The organism is Rhodococcus parequi (assembly GCF_046042785.1).
Taxonomy (GTDB): Bacteria; Actinomycetota; Actinomycetes; order Mycobacteriales; family Mycobacteriaceae; genus Prescottella; species Prescottella parequi.
This window is the reverse complement of the sequence record NZ_JBDLNV010000002.1, coordinates 188,553-203,523: the sequence shown is the minus strand read 5'-3', so window position 1 is coordinate 203,523 and position 14,971 is coordinate 188,553. Positions and strand designations below refer to the sequence as shown.

The 14,971-nt window shown below is 69.4% G+C and carries 14 protein-coding genes; 6 read left to right on the top strand and 8 right to left on the bottom strand.

All coding sequences use genetic code 11. The features are described 5' to 3' along the window. Nucleotides 1-152 precede the first annotated feature (152 nt). The 6 genes from ABEU20_RS05150 to ABEU20_RS05125 all read left to right on the top strand — a co-directional run bounded on the left by ABEU20_RS05150 (nucleotide 153) and on the right by ABEU20_RS05125 (nucleotide 5,993). Complete coding sequence (locus ABEU20_RS05150) at nucleotides 153-1,301, top strand: serine hydrolase domain-containing protein (RefSeq protein WP_420163902.1); 1,149 nt, start codon at nucleotides 153-155, stop codon at nucleotides 1,299-1,301. Between the two features lie 13 nt (nucleotides 1,302-1,314). After that, the gene (locus tag ABEU20_RS05145) at nucleotides 1,315-1,521 is read left to right on the top strand and encodes a dodecin (RefSeq protein ID WP_420163326.1); all 207 of its coding nucleotides are present in this window, start codon (nucleotides 1,315-1,317) and stop codon (nucleotides 1,519-1,521) included. A 115-nt stretch (nucleotides 1,522-1,636) separates the two neighbouring features. After that, the gene (locus tag ABEU20_RS05140; RefSeq protein WP_420163325.1) at nucleotides 1,637-3,322 is read left to right on the top strand and encodes an FAD-dependent oxidoreductase; all 1,686 of its coding nucleotides are present in this window, start codon (nucleotides 1,637-1,639) and stop codon (nucleotides 3,320-3,322) included. A gap of 121 nt (nucleotides 3,323-3,443) precedes the next feature. Next, nucleotides 3,444-4,439 carry a L,D-transpeptidase gene (locus tag ABEU20_RS05135; RefSeq protein ID WP_420163324.1) on the top strand — a complete coding sequence of 332 codons (996 nt, stop codon included), beginning with the start codon at nucleotides 3,444-3,446 and terminating at the stop codon, nucleotides 4,437-4,439. A gap of 71 nt (nucleotides 4,440-4,510) precedes the next feature. Beyond that, nucleotides 4,511-4,837, top strand: a complete 327-nt coding sequence (locus ABEU20_RS05130; RefSeq protein WP_005517340.1) for a YnfA family protein — start codon at nucleotides 4,511-4,513, stop codon at nucleotides 4,835-4,837. Between the two features lie 97 nt (nucleotides 4,838-4,934). After that, nucleotides 4,935-5,993: a type IV toxin-antitoxin system AbiEi family antitoxin domain-containing protein gene (locus ABEU20_RS05125; RefSeq protein ID WP_420163323.1), complete on the top strand. Its 1,059-nt coding sequence runs from the start codon at nucleotides 4,935-4,937 to the stop codon at nucleotides 5,991-5,993. Nucleotides 5,994-6,029: 36 nt separating this feature from the next. Here the strand turns inward: ABEU20_RS05125 and ABEU20_RS05120 are convergent, their stop codons facing one another. The 8 genes from ABEU20_RS05120 to ABEU20_RS05085 all read right to left on the bottom strand — a co-directional run bounded on the left by ABEU20_RS05120 (nucleotide 6,030) and on the right by ABEU20_RS05085 (nucleotide 14,885). Continuing rightward, a complete protein-coding gene (locus ABEU20_RS05120) occupies nucleotides 6,030-7,988 on the bottom strand; it encodes a M13 family metallopeptidase (protein WP_420163322.1) in 1,959 nt (652 codons plus the stop codon). Between the two features lie 72 nt (nucleotides 7,989-8,060). After that, nucleotides 8,061-8,909 (bottom strand): DUF559 domain-containing protein, encoded by an 849-nt coding sequence (locus ABEU20_RS05115; RefSeq protein WP_420163321.1) that lies wholly within the window; start codon nucleotides 8,907-8,909, stop codon nucleotides 8,061-8,063. Nucleotides 8,910-9,032: 123 nt separating this feature from the next. After that, entirely contained in the window at nucleotides 9,033-10,040 is a 1,008-nt protein-coding gene (locus ABEU20_RS05110; protein WP_420163320.1) for a peptidase associated/transthyretin-like domain-containing protein, read from the bottom strand. A gap of 124 nt (nucleotides 10,041-10,164) precedes the next feature. Next, complete coding sequence (locus ABEU20_RS05105; protein WP_420163319.1) at nucleotides 10,165-11,022, bottom strand: dioxygenase family protein; 858 nt, start codon at nucleotides 11,020-11,022, stop codon at nucleotides 10,165-10,167. 10 nt (nucleotides 11,023-11,032) lie between these two features. Further along, nucleotides 11,033-11,956, bottom strand: coding sequence for a PaaI family thioesterase (locus ABEU20_RS05100; protein WP_420163318.1), 924 nt, complete (start codon nucleotides 11,954-11,956; stop codon nucleotides 11,033-11,035). Between the two features lie 39 nt (nucleotides 11,957-11,995). Next, on the bottom strand, nucleotides 11,996-12,907 hold the full coding sequence (locus tag ABEU20_RS05095; protein ID WP_420163317.1) for a PaaI family thioesterase: 912 nt from the start codon (nucleotides 12,905-12,907) through the stop codon (nucleotides 11,996-11,998). A 44-nt stretch (nucleotides 12,908-12,951) separates the two neighbouring features. Further along, nucleotides 12,952-13,716 carry a pirin family protein gene (locus tag ABEU20_RS05090; protein ID WP_420163316.1) on the bottom strand — a complete coding sequence of 255 codons (765 nt, stop codon included), beginning with the start codon at nucleotides 13,714-13,716 and terminating at the stop codon, nucleotides 12,952-12,954. Nucleotides 13,717-13,919: 203 nt separating this feature from the next. Beyond that, entirely contained in the window at nucleotides 13,920-14,885 is a 966-nt protein-coding gene (locus ABEU20_RS05085) for a pirin family protein (protein ID WP_420163315.1), read from the bottom strand. Between the last annotated feature and the right edge of the window lie 86 nt (nucleotides 14,886-14,971).

Below are 14,971 nucleotides of genomic sequence, written 5' to 3'. Positions count from 1 at the left end.
CCAATCACAATGGTGTGAGGAGTGGATCGGAGGTCGCGATGGCGATCCATGTGGAGCACGGAAACCCGCCGCGTGCTGCGGCAACTGCCCCCACGCGGGCCCCGCTCGGGTTGCCGGCCGGGGTCCCTGCCGCGGCACAGGGGCGGACCGAGATGCTGGTGCATCCGCGGTTCCTGCCGCTCGCGGACCGGTTCTTCTCGATGTACCGCCAGCCGCACAACGGCGGCGGAGCGCTGGTCGCCTACGTCCACGGCGAGAAGGTCCTCGACGTCTGGGCCGGGTACGCGGACCGCGACCGCCGGTGGGGCAGCGACACGGTGTCGCTGTCGTTCTCCACGGGCAAGGGCGTGGCGAGCACTGTGACGCACCGACTGGCCGAGCGCGGCATCGTCGACTACGACACCCCCGTCGCCACCTACTGGCCCGAGTTCGGTGCCGCCGGCAAGCAGGCGATCACGATCCGGGACGTCCTGACCCATCGCGCCGGCCTGCACAAGGTTCGCGGCCTGGTGCCCGGCCGGACCGGCCTACTCGACTACGAGACCGTCATCGAGGCCCTCGCCGCCGCGACCCCCGACCCTCGTCGGCTCCGCGGTCCCGGCTATCACGCGGTCACCTACGGGTGGCTGGTCGCCGAGACACTCGCGCGGGCCACCGGTAAGCCCTTCACCGAACTCGTCCGTGAGGAGATCGCGGAGCCCCTCGGAATGCCCGAGTTCTGGTACCAGGTGCCGCAGGCGCAGCGTGGGCGCATCGCCAAGCTGTTCCCGCACATCAATCCCGGCGGGCTCGACTGGCGGATGACGTCGGCGATCCTGTCGTTCGCGGGCCCGCTGCGTGGACTCGCGGAGGCCGCGATGCCCGACGGCTTCGACGAACTCGTCCGCAACCCGGCGGTGCACGATGCCGTGATGCCCGGGTGGAACGGCGTGTTCAGCGCCCGCTCCCTGGGCCGGATGTACGCCGCGATCGCGAACGGCGGCGTCATCGACGGCGCCCGGTTCCTGCAGCCCGAGACCCTCGACCGGATGGGTACCGTGCAGACCCGCGATCGTGACTACGTGCTGGGCGTCAAACTCGGGTGGCGCCTCGGCTACCACCCGCCGCTGCTGGCCAGTCGCGTTCAGCCCACCCGCGGCCTCGGGCACTACGGGGTGGGCGGCTCGGGTGCCTACGCCGATCCGGAGACGGGTCTGGCGTTGGCGTTCGTCACCAACCGGCTCGGCAACGCGGTCACCGCGCTCGGTGACCTGCGGTTGGCCAAGCTCGGCGCCGAAGCGCAGGCGATCGTGCGTTCGTGAGGGAGGTTCTCGGATGAGTGATCATGTCTATCGGGTGATCGAGATCGTCGGCTCGTCGAGCGAGGGAGTCGACGCCGCGATCGCCAACGCCGTCAGCCGGGCGAATGCGACCATGCGGAACCTGGAGTGGTTCGAGGTGATCGAGACCCGAGGCCACATCGAGGACGGGTCCGTCGCCCACACCCAGGTGACGTTGAAGGTGGGCTTCCGACTCGAATGACCGCGGGACGTACCGAACACGTTCCGACGCAACGGAACCTCGACCGAAACTGAAACACGTTATAGTCTGAGCGAGAATGTCGGTCTCGGTGGGTACGCACAGGTAGGGAAGAACTGTGGCTTATGTGATTACGCAGGCATGCTGCAACGATGCATCATGCGTGGACGTCTGTCCCGTCAATTGTATCCATCCGACGCCGGACGAGCCCGAGTTCGCCACTACGGAGATGCTCTACATCGATCCGCAGACGTGCATCGACTGCGGCGCGTGCGTCGACGAATGCCCCGTCGACGCCATCTTCGGGGAGAACGAACTCAGCGAGGCTCACTCGGTGTACCCGGAGATCAACGCGGCGTACTTCGAGAAGCACCCGATCGGCCCGGACTGGCCCGAGCTGGCCTCGCCGCGGAAACTGAGCCCCGATCTGGGCACGCTGCGCGTCGCGATCGTCGGATCCGGCCCGTCGGCCTGCTACTCCGCGATCGAGCTCACCTCGCGCCCGCGCGTCGAGGTGGACATGTTCGACCGGCTGCCCACGCCGTACGGACTCGTGCGTGCCGGCGTCGCCCCCGACCACCCGGGCACCAAGGGCGTCGCGGACGTCTTCCGCTCGGCTCTCGGCAAGCGCTCCGTGCAGTGCCACTTCAACGTCGAGGTGGGGCAGCACGTGAGTCACGAGGAGCTGCTCGAGCATCACCACGCGGTCATTTACGCGGTGGGTGCGGCGAGCGACCGTCGACTCGGCGTCCCCGGCGAGGACCTGCCCGGATCGCACGCCGCCACCGAGTTCGTCGCCTGGTACAACGGCCACCCCGACTACGCGAAGCACGAGTTCGACCTCTCGGGTGAGCGCGCCGTCATCGTCGGCAACGGCAACGTCGCGCTCGACGTCGCCCGCGTCCTCGTCGCCGACCCCGACGAACTGGCCAAGACCGACATGGCCGAGCACGCCGTCGAGGCGCTGCGGCACAGCAACATCCGCGAGGTCGTCATCGTCGGCCGGCGCGGACCCGCGCAGGCCGCGTACACCAACCCGGAGCTGATCGCGCTCGGGCAGATGGCGGACGTCGACATCGTCGTCGACCCCGACGAGGTGATCCTGGATGCGGCCAGCCGCGCCTGGGTGGACGGACCCGATTCCGAGCCGTCCGAGAGGCTCAAGGTGCGTCAGGCCGAGGAGTTCGCGAAGCGGACCACCACCGACGGGCGCAAGCGGATCGTGCTGCGCTTCCTCGCCTCACCCGAGGAACTCACCGGCGACGGCCGCGTCGAATCGATCCGCCTGGTCCGCAACGAACTCGTCGCCGACGATGCGGGCAAGCTCGCCGCTCGCCCCACGGACCGTGTCGAGACGCTCGAGACCGGCTTGGTGCTGCGGTCGATCGGCTACAAGGGCCTGCCGATCACCGACCTGCCGTTCGACGAGCGGCGTGGCGTCGTCCCCAACGAGAACGGCCGCGTCATCGACCCGGAGACCGGCAAGCCCGTCCCCGGCGTGTACGTCGCGGGCTGGATCAAGCGCGGGCCGACCGGCGTCATCGGCACCAACAAGCACTGCTCGGCGGCCACCGTCGACCTGCTGCTGTCCGACTTCTCCGACGGACTGCTGCCCCAGCCGAGCAGCGAGCGCGAGCACCTCGGCCGGCTCATCGGGGAGCGGCAGCCCGACGTCGTCGACTTCCAGGGTTGGCAGCGCATCGACAAGCAGGAACGCGCACTCGGCGCCGAGAGCGGCCGGTCCCGCACCAAGATCGTCGACATTGCCGCGATGCTCGAGATCGCTCGCGGCGAGGCCGGCTGAGGCCCGCACCGCGGCGGGTCGGTTGTGGCACGCGCGTCCGGTATGGCTGAATAGGGCGTACCGGACGCCCGTCCTGGCGGCGCGCCCGTGGCACGGTGTCGTCGAGCGAGGGGGTACGCACATGACCGGGCGAATCGTAGGACGTAATTCGAGGCGGCAGCGGTGGTGCGCCCGTGCGGCGGCCGCGCTCGTCGGTGCCACCGCAGCCGGTGCCGCGCTCGTCGCTCCCGCACAGGCCGCGCCCCTGTTCCCCGGTAGCGCGGAGATTCCCGGCGTCGAGCTTCCCGCATTCGAGCTGCCGCAGATCCCCACACCGCCGCTGGTGCTGCCGCCGGGGTTCGAGCTGCCCCGCGAGGTCCAGGCGCTGCTGCCGGCCGGTCTGGTCGTGACGGCACCGCCGCCTATCGGGCCCGCGAACTTCTCGGCACCGTCGCTCAACCCGGCACCCGGCGAGGTGGTGGGCATCGCGCAGCCGATCGTCATTCGCTTCAACGAGGCGATCGGTGACCGCGCGGTGGCCGAGCGGGCCATCCGCGTCACCACCGACCCGCCCGTCGAGGGCCACTTCTACTGGATCGACGACAAGCAGGTCCGGTGGAAGCCGAACCAGTTCTGGCCGGCCAACATCCAGGTCACCGTCGTCGCCGGCGACTCACGCTCCACGTTCTCGATCGGGGACGCACTGGTCACCGTCGCCGACGACAACACCAAGCAGATCACCGTCACCCGCAACGGTGCGGTCGTCAAGACGATGCCCACCTCGCTCGGTAAGCCCGGCTACGAGACCCCGAACGGCACCTACATCGTCGGCGAGAAGTTCCGCGACATGTACATGGACTCGTCCACGTACGGTGTGCCGATCGACGCCCCCGAGGGGTACCGCACGTACGTGGAGTACGCGACGCGAATTTCCTACAGCGGCATCTTCGTTCACGCCGCGCCGTGGTCGGTGCAGCAACAGGGGTACAGCAACGTCAGCCACGGCTGCCTCAACGTCAGCACCGAGGACGGCCGGTGGTTCTTCGAGAACGCCAAGAAGGGCGACCCGGTGATCGTGCAGAACACCGCCGGCGGCGTCCTCAGCGGCGCCGACGGGCTGGGGGACTGGAACCGCTAGGCGCTTCGCGCCTGTGCGCCTTTTTGGTAGCTGGCGCTACCGGAAAGGCGCACGGCTGAGATATTGATGCCATGACGGTGACGCGCTCGATCCTGCTTTTCGTCCTGGCTGCGCTGTTCGAGATCGGCGGTGCCTGGCTGGTGTGGCAGGGCGTGCGCGAGCAGCGGGGCTGGCTGTGGGTCGGCGCCGGGATGATCGCGCTCGGCATCTACGGTCTGGTTGCGACCCTTCAACCCGACGCCAACTTCGGACGCATCCTGGCCGCGTACGGAGGTGTCTTCGTAGCGGGTTCACTGCTGTGGGCCGTGGTGATGGACGGCTTCCGCCCGGACCGCTACGACATCATCGGCGCACTGATCTGCCTGTGCGGCGTCGGCGTGATCATGTACGCGCGGTAGGCGGCTTCGCCGCCCGTGCGCCTTTTCGGTAGCCCGGACTGCCAGAAAGGCGCACAGGGGGCTGTGGATAACTACGTGATCCCGACCAGGTTTTGTCATGGTCGGCACGAACGATTCCGGAATGACCGAAAGCGAGCAATCCGACCTTCGACGACTTGTTGACGACCAGTGCGGAATGGTCACTCAGGGCCAGATCGCGCCTCTCGGCTATGGGCGTGGACGCGTCCGGCACCTCCTGGACACCGGGCGGTGGCGGCGTGTTCTACACGGCGTCTACGCCGTGACCAACGGGCCGTTGACTCGTGAGATGACTCTGGCTGCTGCATTGCTGTACGGCGGCGATCACGCGATGCTCAGCCATCGGACGGCTGCCGAGGAGTGGGGAATGTTCCGGGTCGACGAGAGCGCACCGGTGCACGTAACGGTGCCGTACGGAAAGTCTTCCCGACCGCAGACGGCAACTGCGATGCTGCCGGCGCGAGCGTCCATGCACCCCGTCCCGCGGCCCGGATCGCTTCTACACCCCGGCGTTGTGGTGCACCGTTCTCGCGCGCATCGGTACATCGCCGTGGAGGCGGCGAGCCCGAGGACGTCGAAGGCCGACACCGCCCTGGACGTCGCGGTCGCCGAGCCGACCGCGCGCCTCGCCTACGTCTCGCTGATCACGACAGTCACGAATGCGCGGATTCGACTGACCGACATCCGACGACGGATGGTCGAGCGGCGACCGCGTCGATACCGCCGTGCGCTCGAGGACGCTGTAGGTCTTCTCGGCGACGGCGTGCAGTCCGTGTTGGAGTACCACTACGCGGTCGACGTCGAACAGGCTCACAATTTGCCTGCCGCTCGCCGGCAGAGTCCCGTGATCGTGGACGGCCGGACGCTCTTCGAGGACGTCGACTATTCCGAGCACGGGGTGCCGTTGATCGTGCGCCTCGACGGCCGCTGGGCGCACTCGATGCGGGAGATCCAGTTCCGGGACCGCAGACGCGACAATGCCGCCGAACTCGCCGACCGCCCGCGACTGGTGTACGGGATGGAAGAGGTCGGCGGCACGCCCTGCGTCGTAGCCGGTGAGGTGGAGGCGGTACTCGTTCGGGAGGGTTGGAGGCGCGACAGCGCTTCGCGCTGTCGCGCCTGTGCGCCTTTTCGGTAGGAGCAGCTACCAGAAAGGCGCACGGGTGCGGAGCGCCTACCAGATCTTGACGCGCTTTTCGGGCTCCAGGTACAGCGCATCGCCCGGCTCCACCCCGAACGCATCGTGGAAGCTGTCGAGGTTGCGGATGACGCCGTTGCAGCGGAACTCCGGCGGCGAGTGCGGGTCGACGGCCAGTCGCCGCAGCGCCTCCTCGTTGCGGGCCTTCGTACGCCACACCTGGGCCCAGCCGAAGAACACGCGCTGCAGGCCGCTCAGTTCGTCGAGCACGGGAGCCTCGGTGCCCTCGGTCGCGATGCGGTACGCCTCGAGCGCGATCGACAGGCCGCCGAGGTCGCCGATGTTCTCGCCGATCGTGAACTCGCCGTTGACGTGGTGGCCCGGCAGGTCCTTCGGCTCGAAGTCGTTGTACTGCTCGATGAGCGCCTTGGTCCGCTTGCCGAACTCGGTGCGGTCGTCGTCGGTCCACCAGTCGATCATGTTGCCGTCGCCGTCGTACTTGGCGCCCTGATCGTCGAAGCCGTGGCCGATCTCGTGACCGATCACCGCGCCGATGCCGCCGTAGTTGGCGGCGTCGTCGGCCTCGGGGTCGAAGAACGGAGGCTGCAGAATCGCCGCGGGGAAGACGATTTCGTTCATGCCCGGGTTGTAGTAGGCATTGACGGTCTGCGGCGTCATGAACCACTCGTCGCGGTCCACCGGCCCACCCAGCTTGGCGATGTCGCGGTCGTGCTCGGCGGCGTAGCCGCTGCGGTAGTTGCCCACCAGGTCGGCCGGGTCGATCTCGACGGCCGAGTAGTCCCGCCACTTGTCCGGGTAGCCGATCTTCGGGGTGAACTTCTCGAGCTTCGCGAGCGCGGCCCGACGAGTCTCCGGGGACATCCACTCGAGATCGGAGATGTTGCGGCGGTACGCCTCCTGCAGGTTCTCGACCAGTACCTGCATGCGGGCCTTGGACTCCGGCGGGAAGTGCCGCTCGACGTACAGCTTGCCGACGGCCTCGCCGAGCAGGTCCTGCACCAGCGAGACGCCGCGCTTCCAGCGCTCGCGGTTCTCCTGGGTGCCGCTGAGGGTGGTGCCGAAGAACGCGAAGTCCTCCGCGACGATCGCCTCCGTGAGGAACGCGGCCCGCGAGTGCAGGACGCGCCACGTGGCCCACGCCTTCCAGTCCTCGATCGGGCGCGATGTCCACAACTCGGTGAACGATGCGACGAACCCGGGCTGACGCACCACGATCTCGGCCAGCTGCTCCGGCGTCGCCTGCAGACCGGAAATCCAGGCATCCCAGTCGAATCCGCCGTACTGCGCATGCAGCTCGTCGAGCGTCACCAGGTTGTAGCCGAGCTCCGCGTCGCGGCGCTTGACGACGTCCCAGTGGCCGGCCGCGATCTCCGTCTCGAGGTCGAACACGCGCTGCGCGTCGTACTCGATGCCGGCCAGCTCGAACATCTTCCGGATGTGCGCGACGTACGCCTCACGGATCGGGGCGTAGTTGTCCTCGCGGTAGTAGGACTCGTCGGGCAGGCCGATGCCGGACTGCGTGAAATGCACCAGATAGCGCGCCGAATTCTTGGCGTCGGTGTCGACGTACTGCCCGATCGCCCCGCCCACACCGGTCCGCTGCAGGCGTCCGACGATCCCGGCGAGTTCGCTCAGGTTCGCGGCGTTCGCGACCGCCGCGAGTTCGTCCGCGATCGGGGACAGCCCAGCGGCCTCGACGGCGTCGGCGTCCATGAAGCTCGAGTAGAGGTCGCCGATCTTCTGGGCGTCGGTACCGTGCGCCGCGCCGGACTCGGACGCCTCCTGGATGAGCGTTTTCACGTCCTCCTCGGCCCGGTCGTAGAGGGTGCGGAACGCGCCGTCCACCGCACGATCGGCCGGGATCTCGTACTCGTCCAGCCACTTGCCGTTGACGTGCACGAACAGGTCGTCCTGCGGGCGCGTGCCCGCGTCGATGTGGGTCAGGTCGATGCCGGAATGCTGCGCGGTCGTCATCGCTCCATCTTTACACCGCGTCGATGGTGTCGGCCGATCCTGAAGGATTCCTCGCCAGGCGACGGAAATCCTTCAGGATCGGCGCGGGAGTGCCCGGCAGATCTGTGAGAGCACGGCCTCGGGATCGTTGCGTAGGTGGTGCCACGTGAATCGCAGGACGTGCCAGCCGGCGTTGACCAGGATGTTCTGCCGTTCGGTGTCGCGGTTGAACCGTTCGACGTCGCGGTGCCACGCCCAGCCGTCCACCTCGATCGCCACGCGTTCGGGTACGAACGCCACGTCGATCTCGAAGCCGCAACTCATGACGTGCGGGCGCCATCCCGTGAGCCCGTGACGTCGCAACAGGCGGTGCAACATTCGCTCCGCCTCCGACGCCCCGCCCTCACCGGCGGCGCGGAGCAGCATGCCTGCGGCGGCGCTGCCGCGGCGCCCGAGGTGTCGCTGGTGGACGGCCTCGAGTGCCGGGAGCGACGTGTGGCGTTGCAGCGCACGGTCCATCAGCACCGAGCCGTCGCGCAGTTCCACGGCGGCCTCGAGCACTGACAGGGGCACTCCTGTCACCCGCAGTTGCCGACTGGCGGAGGTATCGACCCAGTCCAGGTCGCGGCGCCGGATCCGGACTCCGTCGCGCTCGCGTACCGACCGCGAGGTGGGGATGGTGATCCACTGCTGTTGCGGCGGGCGGTCGAGCAGGCCGTGCCACCACGCGGCGCTCGGACCGCACGCCACCGCGCCCGGGCCGGCGGCGTACACCGCGGCGCGCAGCGACACCGCGGCGGTCACGGCGCGATCGGCTCGCAAGTACACGCCGGTGGTGAGCCGCCGCCACTCGCCGCACTTGACTCGTCGGCTCACTGCCGCGGCGGTCATGCCGGACTCGACCGCCTGCTCGAGAGTGATGACGCCGTCCTGCCGAGCCATGGCGGCATGAATGCTGTGCAGCGTCATACCTGGTTGGACGGAAGCTGCGGCGCACCGGTTCCAGCCGGCGATCCTGAAGGATTCCTCTCGCCAGGCGACGGAAATCCTTCAGGATCAGCCCGGTCAGGCGTCGATGCCGAGGTTGATCGCCGCGAGCATGCGATCCGACTGCCGGGACGTCGCCATGAGGCCGGCCGCGTCGTAGATGCCGTCGGTGTCGTTGCGGGTGTCGCGGCCGGTGTGGTCGGTGTACGGCGAGACGGTGGAGAACACCTCGTCGTTCAGCGTGTCGTCGAAGTACAGCTGAGTGGTGAGCACGGTCTTCTTGTCGATGTGGACCTTGAGATGGATGTGCACGGTGCGGCCGGTGTACCAGCCGGGGAAGATCGTCGTGAACCGCGCGATGCCGTTCGCATCGGTGGTCTGCGCGCCACGTAGGTAGGTGCCGTCGTCGGAGGTGGTGGCCTCCTGGTCACCGACGCTGTACGAGCCGTCCGACGTCTCGCCCGAGCCGCCCATGCCACCCGGCGCGCCGGGGCCACCCATCCCGCCCTGCGGCGGACCGCCCTGGCCACCCGGACCACCTTCCGGCATTCCTTCCGGAGGCGCGCCGCCGGGCGGCGGTCCGCCCATGCCGCCGCCGGGCCCGCCCATGCCGCCACCCTGGTTCGCGGCGACGGAGCCCGACTCGAAGCCGGAGTACACGCCACCGGCATCGCAGTGCCAGATCTCGACGACCGCGTTCGCGACGGCACCCGCGCTGCCGTCGGCGCTGCAGTTCACGAGGTCCTGCACCCGCATCGCGAGGTTCAGTTCGAGTCCGGGGCGGTCCTCGCGGATGTCGCTGCGGATGGAGTCGACGTCGAACCAGTACGGGCCCTGCGTCTCCTCGACGGCCATGACGCACCGCGGCGCCTGATCGAGCAGTGCGAGCAACTGCTCGTCGACGGTCCCGTTCGCGGCCGCCGACGTCGCAGTGGCCGAGGCCGCCGACGTCGTGGTCGCGGTCGAGGCGCCACCGCCGCCGCCACTACACGCCGCGAGCAGTCCGCTGAGGCTGACGGTTCCGCCCAGCGCCAGCGCCCGCCGTCGGCTGATCCGCAGCCGGCTCAGTTCCACGTCCTTGTTCACGCGACATCCTTCCTCGCAGCGAGTGATTCGATGGGTCCATCGTCGGCGCGGGGGCTGGCGTGAGGCTGGACGTCCGCTGTGAGTTGTCTGTGAACGCGATGCGTCGGACGTCGAACCCGATGCGTCAGACGTCGAGACCGAGATTGATCGCGGCCAGGATTCGGTCGGGTTCGCGGACGGTCGCCATGAGCCCGGTGTCGTGGAAGATGACGTCCGTGCCGTTGCGGGTGTCGCGTCCGGGGTGCGCGTCATACGGCGCGACACCGGCGAAGACGCCGTCGCTCAGTGCGTCGTCGACGTACAACTGCGTGGTCAGCACCGTCCGGCGGTCGATGTGCACCTTCAGATGGATGTGCACGGTGCGGCCGGTGTACCAGCCGGGGAAGATCGTGGTGAACTGCGCGATGCCGTTGGCGTCGGTGACCTGCGCGCCCCGGAGGTAGGTGCCGTCGTCGGTGGTCGGGATCTGACCGTCGTCGAGGCTGTACGAGCCGTCGGACATCGTGATGATCGACGACGGGCTGCCGATGGACGGGGTTCCGCTGTTCGCGGCGACCGAGTCGGCCTCGTAGCCGGAGTACACGCCGCCCGCGTCGCAGTGCCAGACCTCGACGACCGCGTTCGCGACTCCGGGTGCGCCGGCGCCGGGGGCGCAGTTGCGTGCGTCCTGCACGCGCAACGCGAGATCCATCTGCAGGCCGGGGCGGTCCTCGCGGAGGTCGCGTCGGATGGAGTCGACGTCGAACCAGTAGGGGCCCTGCGTCTCCTCGACGGCCATCGTGCAGCGCGGGGCGTCGTCGAGCAGCGCGAGGAGGCGCGGCTCGATGTCGCTGGCGACCGCGGTCGTGGGCGCCGCCGGGGCGACGTCGGTGTTCGCACCGCCGCACGCCGCCAGGACGCCGCTCAGCGTGAGAGTGCCGCCCAGTGCCAGCGCGCGGCGTCGGCTGATCCGCAGCCGGCTCGATTCCACGTCCCGGTGCATGCGGCGCCCGTCAGAGCAGCTGCGCGCTCGCGGCGGCCCGGATCAGGACCTGCCCGGAGCTGTCGAGCAGACGGGACTCGATGAGCGCGAGCCGGCGTCCGGCCCGCACGACCTCGGCCTCCGCGCGGATGTCGGGGCCGTCGGTGGCGGGGGAACGGACGAAGTCGATCCGCAGGTCGAGGATCCGGTACCGCTGATCGGTGGCGGTGAGGGTCTGCGCGACGAGGCCGTTCACGAGGTCGGCCGCCGTGATCAGGATGCCGCCCTGGATCGAGCCCAGGTAGTTGCTCATCCAGTCCTGCGGCGCGAACGTCGCTGCCAGCGAACCGCGTTCGACGTCCGTCAGGCGCAGGTCGAGCAGCCCGGCGAGGGGGCCCCGCGCGATCCGCTCCGACGCGATGCCGTCGACGATGTCGAGTCCGCCGCGGCCGGCCAGCTCGTCGGGCGCCGCGCACGGCTCGGCAGCGGGCACGGGGAGTCGCTGTCCGCTGAGTACCGCCGCGGCGTTCACTCGGGGCCGCGTGACGAAGACGCCGCGCGACTGCAGGACCGCGACCGTGGTGCCGTCGCCGTCGTGCATTGCGCCGGCTGCGAGTCCGATGCCGCTCTCGAGGTCGAGGTCGACGACGTCGCCGGTCGAGACGACCGTGCCGTGCGTCGGCAGCGGCGCGGCCAGCGTCGCGGAGATCTGCGACAGCACCATGCCGGCGTCCGCAGGGACCGAGTTGCCCAGCGCACCGCCCGGGCACGCGTCGGCGAGCACGCCGACCGAGCCGAGGATCGTCTGTCCGCGATGGTCGTGGAAGCGGGCTCCGACCTGCTGCGCGAGCACGAGGTGTCCGGGCCGGACCTCCCGCGCCTCGACACCCATGAACAGGTTGAGGCGGTCGACCCGTTCGGGTGCGGTGCTCGGATCGGCGGCAGTCTGGGTCATTGCACTTGTGTACCACCCGCGTCCGCAGCCGCCGAACCGCTATCCCAGTTGCACGCTCGCCCGGGTGGACACGAGCAGTCCGCCGTCCGCGCCCCTCAGGCGCGTTTCGATCAGCGCGAGCCGACGACCGGCCCGGACGACGTCGGCCTGCACCCGGATCGGCGGACCGTCGACGGCGGGGGAGCGGACGAGGTCGAGGCGCGCGTCGAGGGTCCGGAACGAGCGGCCGGGTTCGGTGAGGGTCTGCGCCGCGAGTCCGGCGGCGAGGTCGGCGACCGTCAGCAGGACCCCGCCCTGGACCGTGCCGATCTCGTTGCTCATCCACGAGCCGGGGGACATGCGTGCGGTGACGGTGCCGCGCGCCACCGACTCCACCGTCAGGTCGACGAGCCCGGCGAGCGGTCCACGGCGGACGCTCCCGTCGGCGATGCCCTCGACGATCGCCAGCCCCGGCAGCCCTGCGAGGTCGCGCGGCGACGTCGCGGTTTCGGGTTCGGGCACCACGAGGTCGGCGGCCGGGCCGTAGTGCACGTCCACCTGCGACGGCCGGGAGACGATGAAGCTCCGGGCCCGCAGAACCGCCGCGACCCGGCCGCCCGGATCGCGGATCTCACCGCTGGTGACGCCGGTGCCGGCATCGAGATCGAGGTGCGTCGCCGATGCGGTCGCGGTCACCTCACCGGTGCGCGGCAGCGGCGCCGCGGCCGTCACGACGAGTTGCGAGACGACGGTGCGGCTGCCGGTCGGCACGGCCGCATAGAACGCCCCGGCCACCGCGTCGTCGGCGACGACGCCCACCGATCCGAGCGTCGTCAGCCCGCGGTGATCGTGGAACCGCGGGCCGACGGACTGCTCGAAGCACGCGCCTGCGGCGTTCATCGCGAGGGTGCGCACACCCATCACGATGTTGAGCGGGTCGATGCCGCGTGGTGCGACCGATACCGAAGTCATGCCTCCTGGCTAGCAGGCGCGGCCGACCCGGTGCGGGGCGATTCTCATCCGCCGAGACGCGCGTGCATCTCCCAGACGAGGATCTCGGCACCGGTCTCACTGGTGATCTGCTGACCGCCCGACGCGCTGAGCCGGACCGCGTCGCCCTCGTACAGCGTCCCGACGCCCTCCATCTCCGCGGTGCCCTGCGCGACGAACACGTGCACGAAGGGCGCCTCCGGGATGCGGACCGCCTTGCCCGGCTGCAGCCGGGCGGCGTGCAGCGACGCGTACTTGTTCTTGATCCGGATGGCCGCGTTGTCGCGGTGCTGCGGCATGCCGGACGCGACCGGCACCAGCCCACCGGCGAGGAGTTCGGCGTCGATCTCGAGCTGTTCGTAGCCGGGGGTGATGCCCGGCTCGTCCGGCACGACCCACATCTGGACGAAGTGCACGGGTTCCTCGTGCTCGTCACCCTGCACCCGCCACGAGTCGTTCTTCTCGGAGTGCAGGATGCCGGTGCCCGCACTCATCCGCTGCGCGAGACCCGGATAGATGACCCCGGAGTGTCCGATCGAGTCCTGGTGCACCAGCGACCCCCGCAGCACCCACGTGACGATCTCCATGTCCTTGTGGGGGTGGGTGTCGAAGCCCTGGCCCGGCTGGACGATGTCGTCGTTGTTCACGAGCAGCAGCCCGTGGTGGGTGTTGTCGGGGTCGTAGTGGTGACCGAACGAGAAGGAGTGCTTGGAGTCCAGCCACGGGATCCGAGTCTTGAGGCGGTCACCCGCGCGGTGGACGTCGACGTGGGGGGTGGTGAGAGCTGGCATGCGGTCCTCCTCGCTGACAGACGCGGTCAGGTGCTCCACGGCGTTCGCGCTGTCGAGTCACCAGGGTACGAAGTGGGACAGGTCGGCGCCGAATCAGTGGTGTCGGTTCGGTCTCGGACTGTTCACGGACGAGTGTCGGGCCGGACGTCGACCACATTCGATCGGTCGTTCGACCGACGTGATCGACTGTCCGGCAACGGCATTCAGTTCAGGGTTTCGTGGGCTGCCGGGATGGATCCCAGGCGGCCCGCCTGGTAATCCTCGAACGCCTGGATGACCTCGGCCTTGGTGTTCATGACGAACGGGCCTGCCATCGCGACGGGTTCGCGGATCGGCTGCCCGCCGAGCACGAACACCTCGAGCGACTCGGTGCGCGAGTCCTGCACGTCGGCGGCCGCGATCGTGATCGTGTCACCCCGGCCGAGCACGGCGGTCTGACCCGACGAGATCGGTCGCCGGTCGGCACCGACGAAGCCGTCGCCGGCGAGCACGTACACGAGCGCGTTGAAGTCGCGGTTCCACGGCAGGGTCACGCTCGCACCCGGTGCGACGGTCGTGTGCGACAGCGCGATCGGGGTGTAGGTGGACCCGGGGCCCTGGTGCCCGGCGACCTCGCCGGCGATGACGCGGATCAGCGCGCCGCCGTCGGCGCTCGACGCGAGGGCGACCTTGCTGCCGGTGATGTCCTGGTAGCGGGGCGCGGCCATCTTGTTGTTCTTGGGCAGGTTGACCCACAGCTGGACGCCGTGGAACAGGCCGCCGCTCATCACCAGGTGCTCGGGCGGGGCCTCGATGTGGAGGATGCCGCCACCGGCCGTCATCCACTGGGTGTCGCCGCCGCCGATGGTGCCGCCGCCGCCGTTGGAGTCCTGGTGCTCCATGATCCCGTCGATCATGTAGGTGACGGTCTCGAAGCCGCGGTGCGGGTGCCACGGCGTGCCCTTGGGCTCACCGGGCGCGTAGTTCACCTCGCCCATCTGGTCCATGTGGATGAAGGGGTCGAGCTGTGCGAGGTCGATGCCCGCGAAGGCGCGGCGGACGGGGAAGCCCTCGCCCTCGTAGCCGACGGGCGCGGTGACGATGCCCCGGACGGGGCGGTCCACAGCGGTCGGATCCACGGCTTCGATGCGCGGCAGCGCGAGGATGTTGTCGACGGTCACGGCGGGCATTCGGTTCTCCTCCGAGCAGTTAGTTGATTGTTCAACTAGTTCACCGTAGCTCAACGCCCTCGGACTCGATCTATTCCCGCCGGTGT

What these genes read in the sequence shown, in the direction of transcription:
- ABEU20_RS05120 (WP_420163322.1), bottom strand. Translation starts at nt 7,988, where the DNA reads ATGACGACCGCGCAGCATTCCGGCATCGACCTGACCCACATCGACGCG.
- ABEU20_RS05130 (WP_005517340.1), top strand. Translation starts at nt 4,511, where the DNA reads ATGACGGTGACGCGCTCGATCCTGCTTTTCGTCCTGGCTGCGCTGTTC.
- ABEU20_RS05145 (WP_420163326.1), top strand. Translation starts at nt 1,315, where the DNA reads ATGAGTGATCATGTCTATCGGGTGATCGAGATCGTCGGCTCGTCGAGC.
- ABEU20_RS05125 (WP_420163323.1), top strand. Translation starts at nt 4,935, where the DNA reads ATGGTCGGCACGAACGATTCCGGAATGACCGAAAGCGAGCAATCCGAC.
- ABEU20_RS05105 (WP_420163319.1), bottom strand. Translation starts at nt 11,022, where the DNA reads ATGCACCGGGACGTGGAATCGAGCCGGCTGCGGATCAGCCGACGCCGC.
- ABEU20_RS05135 (WP_420163324.1), top strand. Translation starts at nt 3,444, where the DNA reads ATGACCGGGCGAATCGTAGGACGTAATTCGAGGCGGCAGCGGTGGTGC.
- ABEU20_RS05150 (WP_420163902.1), top strand. Translation starts at nt 153, where the DNA reads ATGCTGGTGCATCCGCGGTTCCTGCCGCTCGCGGACCGGTTCTTCTCG.
- ABEU20_RS05090 (WP_420163316.1), bottom strand. Translation starts at nt 13,716, where the DNA reads ATGCCAGCTCTCACCACCCCCCACGTCGACGTCCACCGCGCGGGTGAC.
- ABEU20_RS05085 (WP_420163315.1), bottom strand. Translation starts at nt 14,885, where the DNA reads ATGCCCGCCGTGACCGTCGACAACATCCTCGCGCTGCCGCGCATCGAA.
- ABEU20_RS05095 (WP_420163317.1), bottom strand. Translation starts at nt 12,907, where the DNA reads ATGACTTCGGTATCGGTCGCACCACGCGGCATCGACCCGCTCAACATC.
- ABEU20_RS05115 (WP_420163321.1), bottom strand. Translation starts at nt 8,909, where the DNA reads ATGGCTCGGCAGGACGGCGTCATCACTCTCGAGCAGGCGGTCGAGTCC.
- ABEU20_RS05100 (WP_420163318.1), bottom strand. Translation starts at nt 11,956, where the DNA reads ATGACCCAGACTGCCGCCGATCCGAGCACCGCACCCGAACGGGTCGAC.